The sequence below is a fragment of the Rhizobium sp. SSA_523 genome (assembly GCF_030435705.1).
Lineage (GTDB): Bacteria > Pseudomonadota > Alphaproteobacteria > Rhizobiales > Rhizobiaceae > Neorhizobium.
Window position 1 is genome coordinate 923629 of record NZ_CP129382.1, and the last position, 17161, is coordinate 940789.

Below are 17161 nucleotides of genomic sequence, written 5' to 3' on the forward strand. Positions count from 1 at the left end.
TCATGGACGAGACGCCCGACCCCAAGCAGCCGCCGAAAGACGCAACCGGATCGCCGCAGCCGCCGCGCGGTGGCCAAGGCCCCCGCAGCGCCGTGCCCGGCATCGGTCCCGATCGCCGCCATCTGACCTCAGAGAGCGCGCCGCATGACGGGACGCCAGCGGACATGCCGCGTTCCGACGGGACAAGCTCCGATATGCCGCTCCCGAATATGCCGCACCCGGATATGAAGTCGGGTTCGAAGCCGCCGGTCTTCAACCTGCCATCGCTCCTGGTGGCCATGCTGGCGCTGCTCATCGGCCTCTATCTCGTCGAAACCTATCTCTTGAGCGATCAGGCCCGTTCGCGGCTGCTGTTCGAACTGGCCTTCACGCCTTTGCGCTATGTCATTCCGCTGTCCGCCCAGGGCCTGGAATGGCTGTGGACGCCGGTGACCTATTCGCTGCTGCATGGCAGCGCCGAACATCTCATCTTCAACTGCCTTTGGCTCGCCGCCTTCGGCGCGCCGGTCTTCCGCCGGTTGGGACCGGTGCGCTTCTTCCTCTTCTGGATATTGTCCGCGGCGGCATCGGCTTTCTTCCACGCCTTCCTGAACTGGGGGCAGGAGACGGTTTTGATCGGCGCCTCTGGCGTCATTTCCGCCATGATGGCCGCCGCCTGCCGCTTCGCCTTCCCGGCGCAGGGTGCCATGCAAAGGCTGCAGGCCCACACCCTGCCGCGCCAGGGCATTGTCGAAGCCCTGAGAAACCGCACCGTCCTGGTTTTCACCCTGATCTGGTTCATCGGCAACGGCCTTATCGCGGTCGGCATTCCGCTGATCGGCGACGGATCGCAGGCCATTGCCTGGGATGCCCATATCGGCGGCTTCCTGTTCGGCTATCTGCTGTTTGCCCTCTTCGATCCGGTCTCCGCAGCCAAAGGCAGAGGCCGCTGAACCGCCTGCGGTTTCGCAAAACCGGCTGGCGCCATGCTTCGGCCATCCTCATTGCGCACGCTTTGTGCGGAATTCGGTTGCTTTCGAAGGGGCTCGAGAGCACCATTCCGATTGCCGGGTCACAGCTGGGGGGGCATGAGATCCGCGCATGACATGGTTGGTCAATAGGAGGAATTGATGCCAGTTTCCGTCAGACATATGCTGGATGCCAAAGGCAGGAATGTGGTCTCCGTGTCCAGGGACAAGACGATCGCGGAGGTCGCCGCGATCCTGCACGAAAACAAGATCGGCGCCGTCGTCATCACCAGTCTCGAAGAGCGCATAGCCGGGATCTTCACCGAGCGCGATCTGGTAAGAAGCGTTGCCGTGAACGGCGCCTCGGTTCTATCGCAGCCGGTTTCCTCGGCCATGACGACCAATGTCACGCGCTGTCACGAGGATAACTCGCTGAACGAAGTCATGGAGATCATGAGCAGCGGCCGGTTCCGCCATATTCCGGTGGAAGAGCAGGGGCGTCTCGTGGGCATCATCTCGATCGGCGACGTCGTGAAGACGCGTATCCACGAGGTCGAGACCGAGGCGGAGCAGATCCGCGCCTACATCGCTAGCTGAACCGCCGCCGAAGTGACGTGACGCGTGGTTCGCCGGAGGCATTCCTTCCGGCGAACAGATCCCAGTGGCTCGAACCTGATATTTGCATCCGTTCGCAGCACCCTCATTGGAATGTCCCGGTTCGACATTTGCTCTGAGAGCATGCCGCGGGTGGCAATAAAAATCGAAACTCATTCAACCAGGCGAAGGCGAACCGCTAGGCGAAGGCGAAGACTTCCTGCATCCGCTTAAGTTCCGCGATGCGCGCCTGCGTTTCGCTATAGCCGCGGTCGATCGCTTCGCCGGCGCGATGGAATTCGGACAGTCCGATATCGCTCAGGCGCGGATGCAGGGCGAGATCCGGGGGATCGCCGGCAAGACGGGCGCGCGAGATGCGCTCCTGGATGATGTTGAAGGCCTGCACCATGACGCCAGGCGTTCCAAGCCGCGCTTCATGAACCTTGGTGTGCTGCCCCTCGATGACCGGCTGGACGCTTGCGCTGTGCTTGACCACAGCCGAGCGGCCGAAAATATCGTAATTGAGATTGACCGCCACGACGAGCGGCTGTTCGAAGGCGCGGCAGACGGATGTCGGCACCGGATTGACCAGGGCGCCGTCCACCAGAGTGCGGTTGTTGCAGCGCACGGGCTCAAATATGCCCGGCAGCGCATAGGAGGCCCGCAGGCCGGTGATCAGCGAGCCGCTGGTGATCCAGACCTCGTGTCCGCTATGCAATTCGGTGGCCACCGCCACGAAAGGCCGCTCGAGATCCTCGATCGCCACATCCGACAGGTGTTCCTGCATTCTCTTCGTAAGCCGCATGCCGCCGAGAAGGCCGCCGCCGCCAATCGTCAGGTCAAGCAGTCCGGCGATCCGCCGCATGGTCAGCGATCGGGCAAAGGTTTCCAGCTCGTCGATCTTGCCGGCAAGATAGCATCCCCCCACCAGCGCGCCGATGGAGGTGCCGGCAATCATGCCAACCTCGATGCCTGCTTCGTCCAGAGCGCGCAAGACGCCGATATGGGCCCAGCCTCGGGCCGCGCCACCGCCCAGCGCCAAGGCCAGCTTGGCCTTCTTCGGCTTGGGCTTGGGCTGGATCTGGCGTGGGGCGGCCTGCGTGCCGGCGGCACCATCGCCGGCATTCGCATTGGCTTCACCGCGGTTCCAGGTCCAGTTCAACATTGGCTCGCGTCCTTCAGGCGAAAAGCGCCGGATTTCCATTTAACGCTGCGGACGGTTATGAAACCGTTTATCGGTGCGCCGCTGATGAAAAGTAAGGCAATTTGCCTCTCTTCACTCCACGCCCTTGTAGATCCGATCCGGATCGAAATGTCGCGCATCATCTACGACATCAAGAACCGCCCCGCCTTCGACATGGTTAATTTTGCGATAAAAGCAAGACCGCCGGCCGGTATGGCAGGTGGCACCGTGTCCTGCCACATCCACCTTCAGCCAGACGGCATCCTGATCGCAATCGGTGAGCATCTCAACAACCGTCTGCAGGTTTCCCGAGGTCTCGCCCTTTTTCCAGATCTTGCCGCGCGAGCGACTGAAATAATGGGCGATGCCGGTCTCGATCGTCAAAGACACGGCTTCGCTGTTCATATGTGCCACCATCAAAAGATGGCCATCGCGGGCGTCGGTGACGATCGCAGTGACAAGGCCCGCCTGATCGAAGCGCGGGGTGAAGGCGCCGGGGCCTTCAAGCTCAGCCTTGTCGGCTGACGGGGACGGAAAATTGATCGTCATGGGAAACGGGTCCTGGAAAGGAGGCGCTCTGCGTCTAGCGCCGGATCATCATGAGGAAACGCGCCTGCTCGGCGGCGTTGGCATCGAATTCGCCGATGAAGGTTGTCGTAAGCGTCGACGATCCCTGCTTCTGGATGCCGCGCATCGACATGCACATATGCTCCGCTTCGATCATGACGGCGACGCCGCGGGGGGATAGGACATCCTGGATTGCATGGGAGATCTGCGCCGTCATCGCCTCCTGCGTCTGCAGGCGACGGCCATAGACTTCCACGACCCGCGCGATCTTGGACAGCCCAAGGACCCGGCCCTTGGGCAAATAAGCGACATGAGCCTTGCCGATGATCGGCACCATATGATGTTCGCAATGCGAGAAGAAGGGGATGTCGCGCACCAGCACCATGTCGTCATAGCCGGCGACTTCCTCGAAAGTGCGGCCAAGCGCTTCTTCCGCGGTCTGGTCGTAGCCGGCAAAGAGTTCGCGATAGGCCTTTGCCACCCGCTTCGGCGTATCGACCAGACCCTCGCGGGCCGGATCGTCGCCCGCCCAGCGCAGGAGCGTGCGCACGGCCTCTTCGGCTTCCTGCTGCGTCGGACGCGCCTTTTCAGCATCGGCCGGAAGGTTCTTCACAATGGCATTCATCATCTGGTCTCCTGATGCGGGCTCCCCCGCATCCCGCCGAATATGCCGGCGAGGTTTCAAGCGCGTTACATCATTACGGCCTCATTGACCTGTCCGATCGCTTTTGACAAGATAAACCCTGCCGCGCGAAGCGGCGATCATGGCAAATCTTTCCGTCTTGATGATTGACCTGCAACTTATCATATAGAGGCTGGTGGCCGGCAAGACCAGCGGCAAGACTTGCGGCAGGGGCAGCTTCATGTTGACGCTGCGTTGCCGTTTCATGGAATGAACCGGACATTCGAGACGTGTCTGCCGAAGATCGCGGCTTTATACCCGATGATCGGCCGGGTCAGGCGAGGCTGACGCGATTTCTCTCAAGCGAGCACAAGCGCATGGACGATATCTACAATGCCCGCATCCTGCATCTGGCAGGCAATATCGAACGGGCCGGCACTCTCGACAATGCCGATGCGACTGCGGAAAAGCACTCAAAGCTCTGCGGCTCGAAGGTGCGCGTCTTCCTGACGATGCGGGATGGCGTGGTCAGCGATTTCGCCCATCAGGTGCGGGCCTGCGCCCTCGGCCAGGCCTCGTCCTCGGTCATGGCGCGGCATGTCGTCGGCGCGACAGCGGAAGAGATCCGGGCGGCGCGCGACGCCATGCTGGCGATGCTGAAGGATGGCGGCGAGGGCCCGGTTGGCCGGTTCGAGGAAATGCGGATCCTGCAGCCCGTCAAGGATTACAAAGCGCGCCACGCCTCGACCATGTTGACCTTCGATGCCGTGGTTGACTGTCTGGACCAGATCGCCACTGGCGATCCCGCCGCGCTGGCCGCCAAAGCGGGCTGATCGTCATGTGCCGGCACTGCGAAGAGGCAGAGATCGAGGATGAAAGACCGGCGCGCCGCGGCCGCAACTGGCAGGGCAGGTTTCGCAAGACGCCGGACCGGCTGCTGGGCATGGGGCTCATCCGCCTCTATCAGCTGACCCTGTCCGGCTTCATCGGCAATTCCTGCCGCCATATCCCGACCTGTTCGGAATTCGGCTACGAGGCTGTGGCCCGCCATGGCCTCTGGTTCGGCGGCTGGATGGTCGCCTGGCGCTTCCTCCGTTGCGGACCCTTCGGCTCCTCCGGTCTCGATCCCGTGCCGGAGCACCTGGCTGCGCGCCAGACATGGTGGCGGCCCTGGGCCTATCGGCGCCGGCTTGCGGGTGGGTCCGGCCTGGCGGCAGAGGAAATCCTCTGAAAGACTGCCGGATGCGCCGGCTTTACTCCGATCTTTTCCCAGAGTATCAACGCGCGCGTTGGACGCCGTCTGTCGATGGCGAGATTTAACCACCCGCATTCGTTGGCGGGACTGGATGACAGGAGCACATATATGTCCGTTTCCCTAACTTTCCCCGATGGCTCGATCCGTTCCTATGATCCCGGCACGACCGGCATGGCGGTCGCCGAATCCATTTCCAAATCGCTGGCCAAAAAGGCGGTCGCCATCGCGATCGACGGCGAGTTGCGCGATCTCTCCGATGCTGTCACCGACGGCCGGATCGAGATCGTCACCCGCACCGATGGCCGCGCCCTCGAACTCATCCGCCACGATGCCGCCCATGTCATGGCCGAGGCCGTGCAGGAATTGTGGCCCGGCACGCAGGTGACCATCGGTCCGGTGATCGAGAACGGCTTCTATTACGACTTCAAGCGCGTCCATGCCGAGAGCGGCGAGGACTGGCCCTTCACGCCCGACGATCTGCCGAAGATCGAAAAGAAGATGAAGGACATTATCGGCCGCAACAAGCCCTTCATCAAGGAAGTTTGGTCGCGCGACAAGGCCAAGCAGGTGTTCGGCGAGAAGGGCGAGCGCTTCAAGGTCGAACTGGTCGATGCCATTCCGACCGATCAGGACGTGAAGATCTATTCGCAGGGCGAGTGGTTCGATCTCTGCCGCGGCCCGCATATGGCCTCCACCGGCCAGGTTGGCACCGCCTTCAAGCTCATGAAGGTGGCCGGCGCCTATTGGCGCGGCGACAGCAACAACCCGGTGCTGAGCCGTATCTACGGCACCGCCTGGGCCACCCAGGAAGAGCTCGACCAGTATCTGCACGTACTGGCGGAAGCCGAAAAGCGCGACCACCGCAAGCTTGGCCGCGAAATGGATCTCTTCCATTTCCAGGAAGAGGGTCCGGGCGTCGTCTTCTGGCACGGCAAGGGCTGGCGCATGTTCCAGACACTGACGGCCTATATGCGCCGCCGGCTCGCCAATACCTATGAAGAGGTCAATGCCCCGCAGGTGCTCGACAAGTCGCTATGGGAGACTTCCGGTCACTGGGGCTGGTACAATGAGAACATGTTCGCGGTGAAATCCGCCCATGCCTTCGTCAATCCGGATGACGAGGGGGCGGATAACCGCGTCTTCGCGCTGAAGCCGATGAACTGCCCGGGGCATGTGCAGATCTTCAAGCACGGACTGAAGTCCTACCGCGAAATGCCTGTCCGTCTTGCGGAATTCGGTCTGGTGCACCGCTATGAGGCATCAGGCGCCCTGCACGGGCTTATGCGCGTGCGCGGCTTCACCCAGGATGATGCGCATGTCTTCTGCACGGAAGAGCAGATGGCGGCCGAGTGCCTGCGCATCAACGACCTCATCCTCTCCGTCTATGAGGATTTTGGCTTCCACGAGGTGGTGGTGAAGCTTTCCACGCGGCCGGACAAGCGGGTCGGCTCGGACGAGCTCTGGGATCGTGCCGAAAGTGTGATGATGGAGGTCCTGAAGACCATCGAGGAGCAGTCGGGCGGGCGCATCAAGACCGGTATTCTGCCGGGCGAGGGCGCCTTCTACGGTCCGAAGTTCGAATATACGCTGAAGGATGCGATCGGCCGGGAATGGCAGTGCGGCACCACGCAGGTGGATTTCAACCTGCCGGAGCGGTTCGGCGCCTTCTACATCGATCACAATTCGGAAAAGAAGCAGCCGGTCATGATCCATCGCGCCATCTGCGGATCGATGGAACGCTTCCTCGGCATTCTGATCGAGAACTTCGCCGGGCACATGCCCTTGTGGTTCGCACCGCTGCAGGTGGTGGTCGCAACCATTACCTCGGATGCCGATGATTACGGCCGCGAAGTGGTGCAGACGCTGCGCGATGCCGGCCTGATCGTCGAGGAAGACTTCCGCAACGAGAAGATCAACTACAAGATCCGCGAGCACTCGGTAACCAAGGTTCCTGTGATCATCGTATGCGGCCGCCAGGAAGCGGAAAACCGCACGGTCAATATCCGCCGTCTCGGCAGCCAGGCCCAGACGCCCATGTCGCTTGCCGATGCCGTGGCATCGCTGACGGATGAGGCGACGCCGCCGGATGTCAAGCGTCGCCAGGCGCTGCGCAAGCAGGCGGCGGAATAACAGAGGTCCGCTGCGCAAGCCGCGGCTGAAAAACGAGAGAAAGCCGCTGCACAGGCAGCGGCGGAACGATGATCGCGAAACCCGCCGACGCGCCCCACGAGGGGCGTGCGGCGGGTTTTTCGTCAATCAGTCCTGGTCGAGGACGCCGTCGGCCTGCTGTTCCTTGAGCAGCACCTCGACATCGAGGCTGCGCCCCGCCTCGACGGTGAATTCCTTCTGGTAGATCTTTTCCTTGTTGCGCGCCACGACGGTGTAATTGCCTTCGGTCAGCACCATCGCGGTAAAGGCGCTGACGCTTTCCGACACGACGTCGCCGCCGGCCGTCAGGACCGACCAGGCGGTATCGGCAATGGCTTCCCCGCCCGGCTGCGAAACCAGCTTGAACGTCACCTGGGCAGCGCGATGCTGCAAGGTCGCCTCGGTCAGCTTGCCCGCCTCCACCTGCACATCCGCGCGCACCGAGGCATTGGTTTCTCCGTATTCGGATACGATATGATAGGTCCCGGCATTCAGCCGCACGATCGTGTTCGGCTTGACATCGGCCATGACCAGCGGACGCTCGCCGTCTTCCCGCGCCTCGGAGGAGAAAATGGTGAATTTCAGCTTGGCCGCCGGCACGCGCTCATTCTCGCCCGACACGGCATTCAGCACGATGCCGCCGGCATCCAGCACCAGCGATTGGGGTTTCATCTCACCCTCGCTCGGCACGTCCAGCCGCTTGGTGGCGCCCGCCCGTCCAAAGGCGACATTGACGAAATAGGAGCCCGGCGCCAGCTGGAAATTCGCCTCGCCACCCTCCGCCGATGCGACAAGCGGCAGCTTGCCGTCGGGGCCGGGGTCCAGACTGAAGACGCGCCAGCTCAGCCCGGTCTTCATCGAGGGGCCGTCATCGGTCAGCTTGGCCTCCAGCCGGACATCGCGCGCCAGCGCTTGCGGTGCGCCCAGCGTCGGCGAAAAGGCGTTCAGCTTCGGCATCTTGGCCGTGCTGTCCAGCTGCTTGAACGTCTTGAAGGCATCCTGCGCGTCCACAGGATGGATCAGGCACAGGAAGAAGGCTGCCAGATGAAGCAGCCTGGCGCCGCTTCGCGAAATATCGTCCATACCACCGCCAACCGTTGACTCTTTCCAATGCAGAGGCCACTTGAAGACCAACCTCGCGGCATTTTCAAGATATTGCCCAATCAAACCTATCGCTTGGCACAGATCATGAGCAAGAACCAGCCTCTCTTCGATTATCTCAGCACGCGCCGGTCCATTCCGGCGCTCCAGATGACCGGCCCCGGGCCGGATGAGACAGAGCTTCGATCCATCCTCACTTTGGCCTCGCGCGTACCCGATCACGGCAAGCTCGCGCCCTGGCGCTTCATCGTCTATCGCGGGCAGGCCCGGCTTGCCCTGGGCGAGGCGCTGGAGAAGATCGCCGTCGCGCGCCAGCCCGATCTTTCGGATGAACTGCGCGCGGTGGAGCGCAACCGTCTGGCAAGGGCGCCGGTGGTGATCGCGGTGGTCAGCACGGCGGCAGACCATGTGAAGATCCCGGTCTGGGAGCAGGAACTCAGCGCCGGCGCCGTCTGCCTGAACCTGTTCCTGGCAGCCAATGCCCATGGCTATGCCGCAAACTGGCTGTCGGAATGGATCGCCTATGACGAGGAGGCCAAGGCCGTGCTCGGGATCAGGCAAAGCGAGAAGCTGGCCGGCTTTCTCTATATCGGCCGCTCGGATTTTCCGCAGACCGACCGGCCACGTCCGGAGCTGGACGATATCGTGACCTTTGTCGGGGAGGCCGGCGCATGAGGTTCTACACGACGGACAGCAACCAGCATGACATGAAGCACGATCCGTTCAAGGCAATCGTCGCACCGCGTCCGATCGGCTGGATCGGCACGAAGGGAAGGGACGGATCGCTGAACCTCTCCCCTTACTCCTTCTTCAATGTCGTCTCCGACCGCCCGAAAATCGTAATGTTCTCCTCCAGCGGCCGCAAGCACAGCCTGAAAAATGCCGAAGAAACCGGACAATTCACTGCCAGCCTGGTCAGCCGGCATCTGGTCGAGCGGATGAATGCCTCGTCGGCGCCGGTGGATTACGGCGTCGACGAATTTGCTCTGTCGGGCCTCACGGCCGAGCCGGGCCGCATGGTCGATGCTCCCTTCGTGGGGGAGGCCTATGCCGCGCTGGAATGCAAGGTGACGCAGATCCTCGAGCCGGACACGCTGGACGGCCAGCCGGCCGAAGCCTTCATGGTTTTCGGCCAGGTGGTGGCGATCCACATCGATGAGACGATCATCCAGGACGGCCGGATCGACATGGGTCTGGCGCGGCCCATCGCACGCATGGGCTATATGGATTACAGCGATGGCGGCGCGGACGTGTTCCAGCTGCAGCGCCCTTCGGCCTGAGGGCGACTGGCCCGCGGGTCGTGGCAGGCAAGTAAAGGGCAAGTGACGGGCAAGTGACGGGCACGTGACGGGCGCCGCCGGGCTGCCGTGATGCCGGGCGCCCTGGGTGTGCACCAAGGCAAGGGGCAGCGGGTTTGCCGCTCAGCCGTCCACTTCCGCCTTCTCCACGCCGAAAATCTCCGTGGTCAGTCGCGCCTGCCAGGGGTGAATGGCGAGCTTGCCGTGCAGGCCGGCCTCGCGCGCCGCCGTACAGGCTTGCGCAAAGCGAAGCGTCTCGGCCTCCGACGCATCCGGCAGAGACGGTTCGTCCGGCGCCTCATAGATGGGCAGGCCCGCTGCCGCCGCCGCGATCAGAGCCATGTCGCGCGCAAGACCTGTGGCCGGTATCGGGCCGGACTGGAGGGGGCGGCTGTCGCCGGCCGGCGAAGCCAGGGCGGCCCTACTTGCCGCGGCGTCCCAGATCACGGCGACAAGCCGGGGGCTGGCGCGGCAGATCCGCATGAGATCGAGCGAGCCGCAGGCCGTGTCGCAGGGCGAGATCAAGAGTTTCAGATGATCCTGCGGCAGGCCGGCCTGAGCCTCGACGACCCGCATGCAGACATCTGCGGCCTGAACCTGCGCAGCAGTCTTCAAACCCTTCAGCCAGAACCAGGCGAGACCCTGCGCCAGTGCTGACCGCAGCGCCGCTTCCAATGCGTCGCCGGCCGGCTGCGCTGGCAGCACCATGATCGTCCGGCTTTCGCCCGGATGAGGCGAAAGGACCGGCAGGAAACAGCAAAACGCTTTGCCACCGCCGTCAGACCTGGTGGCCCCGTTATCCTTAACGGTTATGGTGAACGGATCATCAACCATTTGCGCCTAGCTTTGCGTCCGAGGGGTCAGTGATCGTTGATTCCTCCATGAAGTGAGGCGTAACAGTGATCATTAAGGCATTTCTTCGTTGGACGGAAACGGCAAACGCAAGCGACCGGGCCAAGGCCGCGGGCGCTTTGGCGAGAGCCTATCTGAAAACCATCGGCTGCGCGACCGACCAGCGAAAACACGCCGTTCATGCCATGATGCATCTTCTCGATGATCCGTCTGCGAAAGTGCGCCAGGCCCTGGCGCAGGCACTCGCTCCGTCCGTGCACGCGCCGCGATCCGTGATCATGGGCCTGGCGGGAGACCAGCCGGATGTTGCCTGCCATGTCCTGATGTTCTCGCCCGTGGTGACGGATAGTGATCTGGTGGACCTGTGCGGCCGCGGCAATGCCATGACGCGCGGCCTGATTGCCGCTCGCCCGGGCCTGTCCCGCATGGCGGCGGCAGCCATTGCCGAAGTCGGCGATCTGGGCGAGATCCTGATCCTTCTGGAAAATGAAGCAGCCGATATCAGCCGCTACAGCCTGAAGCGGCTGGCCGAGCGTTTCGGCGCGGAAGCCAGCGTACGCAACCAGCTGCTGGTTCGGACGGAACTGCCGCCGGAAGCGCGACATCTCCTGATCGGTCACGTTTCCTCGCTGCTTGCGGCGTCGCCTCTCGTGCAATCCACTCTCAGCCCGACCCGCATCGCCCATGTGACCCGCGAGGCCAGCGATCTTGCGGCGCTGTCGCTGGCGGGCACGGCGGCAAGCCGTGATCTTCCCAAGCTGGTGGAGCAACTTGCAGCGGATGGGCGCCTGACCGCGGCATTCCTGATGCACGCGTTGTGCAGCGGCAAGATCGAGTTCTTCGCCGCCGCCATCGCCTATCTGACCGGCCTGGACGAGCGCCGCGTGCGTGGCCTCATGGCGACATCGAGACGCCACGCAGTGCGGGCGCTTTACGAATCGGCCGGGCTGAACCGTCCCATTGCCGAAGTCTTTGCCGAAGCGACCCTGCTGTGGCGCGAGATCAGCCACCGGTCCGGCGTCGCCGAGAGCGACAGCATCTGCCTCAGCCTGATCCTGCGCTTCAAGGATCGCCAGGATGATTCCTCGGTGGCGGAACTGCTGGATCTCGTGGAATCGCTCCAGCATAGCGAGGAGAGGCAATTGGCCCGATCCTTCGCCGATCGCGCAGCGGCCTGACAGCCGCCGCTGGAGCAGGTCCAGCAAAAGTGTGTCAGCGGTTTTGCGTCCGGACTGCGTAAAAACAAGTCTGTTTCAGCGGAACTTGCGGATGGCCCAGGCGTAACCGTCTTCAACGAGATGCACAGGCGCCGCAACCACTTCGCGAAGATCTGCCCGGCTGGGAAGGATGGTGGAGACGCGGGACAATGCCCGTTCCGCCAGCGTCTTCTCTTCGGCGCGCTGCGCCGCGGCCTCGTCGATCGGCGTCTCTTTTTTCGCTGATGCCTCGGCCGCTTGGGCACCGGCATACGGATCCTGGCAGACGGCGATGACGGTCGGGTAGGAGATGTTGGCGAAGGAGGCGAGCTCCTTTTCCGACACAGCATTGCAGAGCGCGATGCTTGGAAAGCGCTGATTGATCGTTGCGACATAGTGGCAGTCAATGCCGCCGTCGTCGCAGCCGAGGATCGTCATCATCACCAATGCCGCTTGCATTTCGTCATCCCTTCCAACACATGGGGTCCGGCCGCAAACAAATGGGCCGTGGCTTCGGCTGTCCATCTGGTGGAGCGCCATTGCGGCAATATCAAGCCGGGGATATGGGAGCGAATGGCGTGCCGGGCAAAGCTCGGCCGGGCCAAGAGAAAGCGGACAGGAAAGGGCAGGCATGACAGCGGATATCGTCATCCGGAAGGAAACCCCGAGGCAGCCGGACGTGGCTCGGCTTCTTGCCCTGTCGGACGCCTATGCAGCCTCGCTCTACCCGTCGGAAAGCAATCACATGCTGCCGGTCGATGCCTTGGATAATCCGGCCGTGTCCTTCTTCGTCGCGCGGCGCGGCGATACGGTGCTCGGCTGTGCCGCACTTGTCGGCCAGGCGGAGCGAGAGGGCGAAATCAAGCGCATGTATGTCGACAGCGACGCGCGCGGGCTGAAGCTCGGCCGGCGGCTGCTCGAGGCGCTGGAATCGGAAGCCCGCCGCAGGGGCATCACGGTCCTGCGCCTTGAAACAGGCATCTACCAGCCGGAAGCCATCGGCCTCTATCGCAAGGCCGGCTATCGGGACATCGAGCCGTTCGGCAGCTATCAGGCCGATCCGCTCAGCCTGTTCATGGAGAAGACACTCGCGGCCGAGGAAGGCTGATCCATCGGCCGGCTCCGGCGCTTCCCGGCACCGTCGCTTTCCGGCTTCGTCGCCGTCAGGCGAGCTTGCGCGCCGCAGCGGCGCGCGCTGCATCGTCCGGTGCCTCCTCCGGCACCGAAAGCTCGATCTCGCGCATCCATTCCCGCCAGATGGCGACCAGGAGGGCCATCAGCACCGGTCCGATGAACAGGCCGAGGAAGCCCATGGTCTTCACGCCGCCCACGAGGCCGAAGAAGGTCGGCAGGAAGGGCAGCTTGATTGGACCGCCGACAAGGCGCGGTCGCAATGTCTTGTCGACGATGAAGAGTTCGACCGAGCCCCAGACCAGAAGACCGATGCCGGCTATATAGGAGCCGCTGGCCACCAGATAGAGAGAGACGAGCGTGAAGGAAAGCGGCGCACCGCCCGGGATAAGGGCCATGACGCCGGTCAGGACGCCGAGCGTGACAGGCGAGGGGACGCCGGCAATCCAGTAGGCAATGCCGAGAACAATGCCTTCGCCGATGGCGATCAGCGTCATCCCGGTGACGGTGGAGCTGATCGTCGCCGGCACGACCCGGGAGATCCGCTCCCAGCGATTGGGGAGGATGCGCTCGCCCAGCATGTCGATCTGGCGGGAGAAGGATGCCCCGTCGCGATAGACGAAGAACAGCGCGATCAGCATGAAAAGCAGGGTCAGCAGAAGATGGAAGGCGCCATCGCCGGCAGCTATCACCGCACGATAGATATTGCCGATATTGGCGCCGCTGACGAGTTGCACGAGTTGGCCGATCGCACCCGGCTCGCCGACATGGCGTTCCCACATCACGCCGAGCCAATCTCCCGCCACCGGCAGGCCGACGATCCAGGCCGGCGGCGGCGCACCGAAGCGGTTGACCTGCAGCGCCCAGGAGATCCATTCGCGCATTTCGCCGATCGTGTAGGAAATGGCAAAGGCGATCGGCACGACGAGGAAGGTGACCACCAGAAGAATGGCGATGGTCGCGCCAAGCGTCGTATTGCCGCCGATGCGGCGCAGCAGATCGCGGTAAAGGGGCCAGCTGGCAAAACCGACGACCAGCGCCGCCAGAACCGGCACGAGAAAGCCGTGGAAGAAATAGATACCGGCGATCACCACCAGGACCAGCAGCCAGCGGGCGGCCGTCAACGGCGGGATCAAGGCGATGCGCATCGGCGCGACCGGACCGAGCCACCGAGGTCCAAGCGGGTTCTTCTCTTTGTCAGTCACGGTACAACGCCATCCTCAAGTCACGCGGGGATGCCAATATAAAAGCAGCCATCCCTGAACAGATCGCCAGAGCCTATCATGTAGGGGTGATCTTTCTGCGATCAAAGTAAATATTGCCTCTCGTCGTCGAATGAATCCGCTCCCCGATGGGCAACCCGCCTCATGGCCGGGAGTACCACCGTCCGATGAAATTAACTGTATGTTAACCATGACTGAGAGAAATGGGCTTTGTCCACGGAATTGGATCGCATTTTAGCCATGTTGACGGCAAAAATGCAGGTGCGTCCCGGTTAACCATAGAGCCGGGACATGAAGTTTGGACGGCAGGCCGAGGCGGCCACGAAAAGCGGCGTGGGGCGAACATTGAAATCTGGTAAGGGTAAGCTCCTGGCGGGAGCAAAGTGGCTGGGTGTGGCCTGCGTATGTGCAGCTGTCACGTCCTGTACCTCCACCGAGACAGCGACGGTCAAGCCGAAGCCGAAGAGCAAGGAATATTTCGCCGAGAGCGAATATGGTGTGAAGGCCAGCCCCCGCGTGGTGGGCGACGGACGCGCGGTTCCCAAGGGCGGCGGACGCTTCATGGTCGGCAATCCCTACGAGGTCAAAGGCAAGACCTATGTGCCGAAGGAAGACCCGAAATATAATCGCAGCGGACTTGCCTCCTGGTATGGCTCCGCCTTCCATGGCCGCTTGACGGCCAATGGCGAAGTCTATGACAGCGCGCATATTTCGGCCGCGCATCCGACCTTCCCGCTGCCGAGCTATGCCCGCGTCACCAATCTCAACACCGGCTCTTCCGTCATCGTGCGGGTGAATGATCGCGGTCCTTTCCATCCCGGCCGCATCATCGATGTATCCAGCAAGGCCGCCGAACTTCTCGACTTCAAGCGCACCGGCACCGCCAATGTGAATGTGCAGTATGTGGGCCGGGCGCGCATGGACGGGCGCGACATGCCCTTCCTCATGGCATCCTATGTCCGCAAGGGCGATCGTCTTCCGGGCATCCAGCCGGATGGGCAGATCGCTTCGGGCGTGATGGTCGCGTCGAACCAGTCGCTCGGCGACCAGCTGCAGACCTATGGCGGCAATCTTCCCACCCCGACCGCCTTCGCCGGCGCCACGCCGAGCGGACCGCGCGCCAAGGCGCCGTCCGCCGCCTTTGCCGCAGCAAGCCAGGCGGCAACCATCGAGGCGCCGGCAGGCGATCTGCCCTCCACCGGGCCGCTGCCGTTCAACCGCCCCTCCGGCGCAACGGTCGCCTCGGTGCAGGTGGCAAGCTTCCCGGCGGCGCCGAGCGCGCCCGTGGCGGCCGCACCGAAGCGCCGTGCGGCGGCGATCGCGCCGGCCGTCTCCGAACATCCGGCACCGCAGCCGCGTGCGGCCAGAACTGCCCAGCCTCGTCCGGCAGCCGCAGCCCCAGCCCCGGCGCGCGTCGAAGCGGCCTATTCGGCGCCTGCTCCCAAGAGCCAGGAGCCGCGCGTCATCTTCGGCGATGTTGTGTTGCGCGGCGACGGCTCCATGGAGCATGTTCCGACCCCGGGCCTTGGGAAATCCGGTCGGCCCTGATCGGGCCCCTCTGATCAGATCTGCCGGAGGTCAGCCCCCCGTCCGTGCCGGAACACTGCGCCCGCAGCCGGCGCGAGGCGCTTGCCTGTGGACAGAATATGCCATTTGATACCCAGTTGATGCGATCTCGCTGATCACAGGTCAAAATCAGACCGCAAGACGGCTGACGAGGAGTTCGATGCGACTGCGCTATCCCACCATCTGCAAAAGCCTGCCTCTTCTTTTTGCTCTGGCTTTGACGCCGGCGGCCGCATCCTTCGCGGCCGATGCCAGGCTTGCCGATCTGAAGGCCAAGCAGATCTATCTCGTCGAGAACAAGACGGGCACGGTTCTCCTGGCGGAAAACGAGAACCAGGCCTTTCCGCCGGCATCGCTCGCCAAGCTCATGACGATGGACCTGGTCTTCGAAGCGCTGCGCCAGGGTGAGGTCACTCCGGCGACCGTGTTCAAGGTCTCGGAAAATGCCTGGCGCACCGGCGGCGCGCCTTCGGGCACGACCACCATGTTCGCGGCTCTGAAATCCGATATACCGCTGGAGGATCTGATCAAGGGCGTGGTCATCCAGAATGCCAATGATGCCTGCATCGTGATCGCCGAAGGCATGGCGCTGACGGAGGAGCAATTCGCGCGGCGCATGACGGCCCGTGCGCGTGATCTCGGCATGATGCGCAGCACCTTCGGCAATTCCACCGGCCTGCCGGATGCGCTGAGCGTCACGACAGCACATGACATGGTGCGGCTGGCGCAGCATATCCACAGCCAGTATCCCGACCTCTATCGCCTTTACGCACAGCCGGATTTTACCTGGAACAAGATCTTCCAGCGCAACAAGAACCCGCTCCTGCAACTCGGCATCGGCATTGACGGGCTGGGTGCGGGCTTTGCCGAGGGGCATGGTTTTGCGGCGGTGGCATCCGTCGAGCGTGACGGCACGCGGCTCTTCCTCGCCATGGGCGGGCTTGCAAGCGACAAGGAGCGGCAGGAAGAGGCCCGCCGGGTTCTGGAATGGGCGCTCACCAGTTTCGAGACCCGCCAGATCTTCGAGGCCGGCGAACAGGTGGGGGAGGCGGCGGTCTATGGCGGAGCCAGCTCGCATGTGACGCTTGTTGCGGCAGAAGCGGTGGACGCCTATGTGCCGACCCGCAATGCCGAACGGCTGTCCGGCCGGATCGTCTATGAATGGCCGCTGCGCGCGCCGGTTCGGCAGGGCCAGAGCGTTGGCGTGCTGAAGATCTTCGAAGGCGATCGCCAGATCAAGGAAGTGCCGCTGCAGGCCGCCGGCGATGTGGCGGAGGGCACGCTTCTCTCCAAGGCAACGGATGCGCTTCTCGAACTGATGTTCTTCTGGATCTGAGCCGGCGGTGACCCTGTATCGGCGGCTCGCCGATCTGCCCGCGACCATCAGCTTCGTTCCGGACATACGCGATCCGGGGGATACGCGATAGGAACAAGCCTCAGGCACTGCCTTCAGCTATGAGGCATGAAGCGACTATTCC

The 17161-nt window shown here is 63.1% G+C and carries 18 protein-coding genes; 11 read left to right on the forward strand and 7 right to left on the reverse strand.

Annotation, left to right across the window (positions count from 1 at the left end):
* Positions 1–194: 194 nt before the first annotated feature.
* Both QTJ18_RS12860 and QTJ18_RS12865 read left to right on the forward strand, forming a co-directional pair.
* Positions 195–932, forward strand: a complete 738-nt coding sequence (locus QTJ18_RS12860) for a rhomboid family intramembrane serine protease (protein WP_252754704.1) — start codon at positions 195–197, stop codon at positions 930–932.
* Between the two features lie 177 nt (positions 933–1109).
* Positions 1110–1544: a CBS domain-containing protein gene (locus QTJ18_RS12865; protein WP_252754590.1), complete on the forward strand. Its 435-nt coding sequence runs from the start codon at positions 1110–1112 to the stop codon at positions 1542–1544.
* 196 nt (positions 1545–1740) lie between these two features.
* Here the strand turns inward: QTJ18_RS12865 and QTJ18_RS12870 are convergent, their stop codons facing one another.
* The 3 genes from QTJ18_RS12870 to folE form a co-directional block, all read right to left on the reverse strand.
* Positions 1741–2706 carry a patatin-like phospholipase family protein gene (locus tag QTJ18_RS12870; RefSeq protein ID WP_252754589.1) on the reverse strand — a complete coding sequence of 322 codons (966 nt, stop codon included), beginning with the start codon at positions 2704–2706 and terminating at the stop codon, positions 1741–1743.
* A 111-nt stretch (positions 2707–2817) separates the two neighbouring features.
* Complete coding sequence (gene hisI / locus QTJ18_RS12875) at positions 2818–3273, reverse strand: phosphoribosyl-AMP cyclohydrolase (RefSeq protein ID WP_252754588.1); 456 nt, start codon at positions 3271–3273, stop codon at positions 2818–2820.
* A 34-nt stretch (positions 3274–3307) separates the two neighbouring features.
* Positions 3308–3916, reverse strand: a complete 609-nt coding sequence (gene folE, locus QTJ18_RS12880; protein WP_252754703.1) for a GTP cyclohydrolase I FolE — start codon at positions 3914–3916, stop codon at positions 3308–3310.
* A 374-nt stretch (positions 3917–4290) separates the two neighbouring features.
* On the opposite strand from folE, the gene QTJ18_RS12885 reads away from it, so the two are divergent.
* The 3 genes from QTJ18_RS12885 (at position 4291) to thrS (ending at position 7298) form a co-directional block, all read left to right on the forward strand.
* Positions 4291–4746, forward strand: coding sequence for an iron-sulfur cluster assembly scaffold protein (locus tag QTJ18_RS12885; RefSeq protein ID WP_252754702.1), 456 nt, complete (start codon positions 4291–4293; stop codon positions 4744–4746).
* 5 nt (positions 4747–4751) lie between these two features.
* On the forward strand, positions 4752–5144 hold the full coding sequence (gene yidD, locus QTJ18_RS12890) for a membrane protein insertion efficiency factor YidD (protein WP_252754587.1): 393 nt from the start codon (positions 4752–4754) through the stop codon (positions 5142–5144).
* Between the two features lie 132 nt (positions 5145–5276).
* Positions 5277–7298 carry a threonine--tRNA ligase gene (gene thrS / locus QTJ18_RS12895; protein WP_252754586.1) on the forward strand — a complete coding sequence of 674 codons (2022 nt, stop codon included), beginning with the start codon at positions 5277–5279 and terminating at the stop codon, positions 7296–7298.
* 126 nt (positions 7299–7424) lie between these two features.
* On the opposite strand, the gene QTJ18_RS12900 is transcribed toward thrS, so the two are convergent.
* Positions 7425–8399: a hypothetical protein gene (locus QTJ18_RS12900; RefSeq protein WP_252754585.1), complete on the reverse strand. Its 975-nt coding sequence runs from the start codon at positions 8397–8399 to the stop codon at positions 7425–7427.
* Between the two features lie 105 nt (positions 8400–8504).
* Between QTJ18_RS12900 and QTJ18_RS12905 the strand changes: the two genes are divergently transcribed.
* Complete coding sequence (locus QTJ18_RS12905; RefSeq protein WP_252754584.1) at positions 8505–9092, forward strand: nitroreductase family protein; 588 nt, start codon at positions 8505–8507, stop codon at positions 9090–9092.
* On the forward strand, positions 9089–9697 hold the full coding sequence (locus QTJ18_RS12910) for a flavin reductase family protein (RefSeq protein WP_252754583.1): 609 nt from the start codon (positions 9089–9091) through the stop codon (positions 9695–9697). Before QTJ18_RS12905 ends, QTJ18_RS12910 begins: the two co-directional genes overlap by 4 nt.
* 141 nt (positions 9698–9838) lie before the next feature.
* Here QTJ18_RS12910 and QTJ18_RS12915 read toward each other — a convergent pair whose 3' ends face one another.
* Positions 9839–10423: a hypothetical protein gene (locus QTJ18_RS12915; protein WP_252754582.1), complete on the reverse strand. Its 585-nt coding sequence runs from the start codon at positions 10421–10423 to the stop codon at positions 9839–9841.
* A gap of 191 nt (positions 10424–10614) precedes the next feature.
* Here QTJ18_RS12915 and QTJ18_RS12920 point away from each other — a divergent pair, with 191 nt between their 5' ends.
* A complete protein-coding gene (locus QTJ18_RS12920) occupies positions 10615–11745 on the forward strand; it encodes a DUF2336 domain-containing protein (protein ID WP_252754581.1) in 1131 nt (376 codons plus the stop codon).
* A gap of 75 nt (positions 11746–11820) precedes the next feature.
* Here the strand turns inward: QTJ18_RS12920 and QTJ18_RS12925 are convergent, their stop codons facing one another.
* Complete coding sequence (locus QTJ18_RS12925; RefSeq protein WP_252754580.1) at positions 11821–12222, reverse strand: hypothetical protein; 402 nt, start codon at positions 12220–12222, stop codon at positions 11821–11823.
* Positions 12223–12394: 172 nt separating this feature from the next.
* Here QTJ18_RS12925 and QTJ18_RS12930 point away from each other — a divergent pair, with 172 nt between their 5' ends.
* Positions 12395–12871 carry a GNAT family N-acetyltransferase gene (locus tag QTJ18_RS12930; protein ID WP_252754579.1) on the forward strand — a complete coding sequence of 159 codons (477 nt, stop codon included), beginning with the start codon at positions 12395–12397 and terminating at the stop codon, positions 12869–12871.
* 55 nt (positions 12872–12926) lie between these two features.
* On the opposite strand, the gene QTJ18_RS12935 is transcribed toward QTJ18_RS12930, so the two are convergent.
* Entirely contained in the window at positions 12927–14042 is a 1116-nt protein-coding gene (locus QTJ18_RS12935) for an AI-2E family transporter (protein WP_252754701.1), read from the reverse strand.
* A gap of 366 nt (positions 14043–14408) precedes the next feature.
* On the opposite strand from QTJ18_RS12935, the gene QTJ18_RS12940 reads away from it, so the two are divergent.
* Both QTJ18_RS12940 and QTJ18_RS12945 read left to right on the forward strand, forming a co-directional pair.
* Positions 14409–15665 carry a septal ring lytic transglycosylase RlpA family protein gene (locus QTJ18_RS12940; RefSeq protein ID WP_354669087.1) on the forward strand — a complete coding sequence of 419 codons (1257 nt, stop codon included), beginning with the start codon at positions 14409–14411 and terminating at the stop codon, positions 15663–15665.
* Between the two features lie 178 nt (positions 15666–15843).
* Positions 15844–17019 (forward strand): D-alanyl-D-alanine carboxypeptidase family protein, encoded by a 1176-nt coding sequence (locus QTJ18_RS12945; protein ID WP_252754578.1) that lies wholly within the window; start codon positions 15844–15846, stop codon positions 17017–17019.
* The last annotated feature ends 142 nt before the right edge of the window (positions 17020–17161 follow it).

Coding starts and splice junctions, on each gene's coding strand:
- folE (WP_252754703.1), bottom strand. CDS start 3,916: ATGAATGCCATTGTGAAGAACCTTCCGGCCGATGCTGAAAAGGCGCGT.
- QTJ18_RS12940 (WP_354669087.1), top strand. CDS start 14,409: ATGAAGTTTGGACGGCAGGCCGAGGCGGCCACGAAAAGCGGCGTGGGG.
- QTJ18_RS12870 (WP_252754589.1), bottom strand. CDS start 2,706: ATGTTGAACTGGACCTGGAACCGCGGTGAAGCCAATGCGAATGCCGGC.
- QTJ18_RS12900 (WP_252754585.1), bottom strand. CDS start 8,399: ATGGACGATATTTCGCGAAGCGGCGCCAGGCTGCTTCATCTGGCAGCC.
- yidD (WP_252754587.1), top strand. CDS start 4,752: ATGTGCCGGCACTGCGAAGAGGCAGAGATCGAGGATGAAAGACCGGCG.
- QTJ18_RS12915 (WP_252754582.1), bottom strand. CDS start 10,423: ATGGTGCTGCCAGCGCAGCCGGCCGGCGACGCATTGGAAGCGGCGCTG.
- thrS (WP_252754586.1), top strand. CDS start 5,277: ATGTCCGTTTCCCTAACTTTCCCCGATGGCTCGATCCGTTCCTATGAT.
- QTJ18_RS12930 (WP_252754579.1), top strand. CDS start 12,395: ATGACAGCGGATATCGTCATCCGGAAGGAAACCCCGAGGCAGCCGGAC.
- hisI (WP_252754588.1), bottom strand. CDS start 3,273: ATGACGATCAATTTTCCGTCCCCGTCAGCCGACAAGGCTGAGCTTGAA.
- QTJ18_RS12885 (WP_252754702.1), top strand. CDS start 4,291: ATGGACGATATCTACAATGCCCGCATCCTGCATCTGGCAGGCAATATC.
- QTJ18_RS12910 (WP_252754583.1), top strand. CDS start 9,089: ATGAGGTTCTACACGACGGACAGCAACCAGCATGACATGAAGCACGAT.
- QTJ18_RS12925 (WP_252754580.1), bottom strand. CDS start 12,222: ATGCAAGCGGCATTGGTGATGATGACGATCCTCGGCTGCGACGACGGC.
- QTJ18_RS12945 (WP_252754578.1), top strand. CDS start 15,844: ATGCGACTGCGCTATCCCACCATCTGCAAAAGCCTGCCTCTTCTTTTT.
- QTJ18_RS12905 (WP_252754584.1), top strand. CDS start 8,505: ATGAGCAAGAACCAGCCTCTCTTCGATTATCTCAGCACGCGCCGGTCC.
- QTJ18_RS12860 (WP_252754704.1), top strand. CDS start 195: ATGCCGCTCCCGAATATGCCGCACCCGGATATGAAGTCGGGTTCGAAG.
- QTJ18_RS12935 (WP_252754701.1), bottom strand. CDS start 14,042: ATGCGCATCGCCTTGATCCCGCCGTTGACGGCCGCCCGCTGGCTGCTG.
- QTJ18_RS12865 (WP_252754590.1), top strand. CDS start 1,110: ATGCCAGTTTCCGTCAGACATATGCTGGATGCCAAAGGCAGGAATGTG.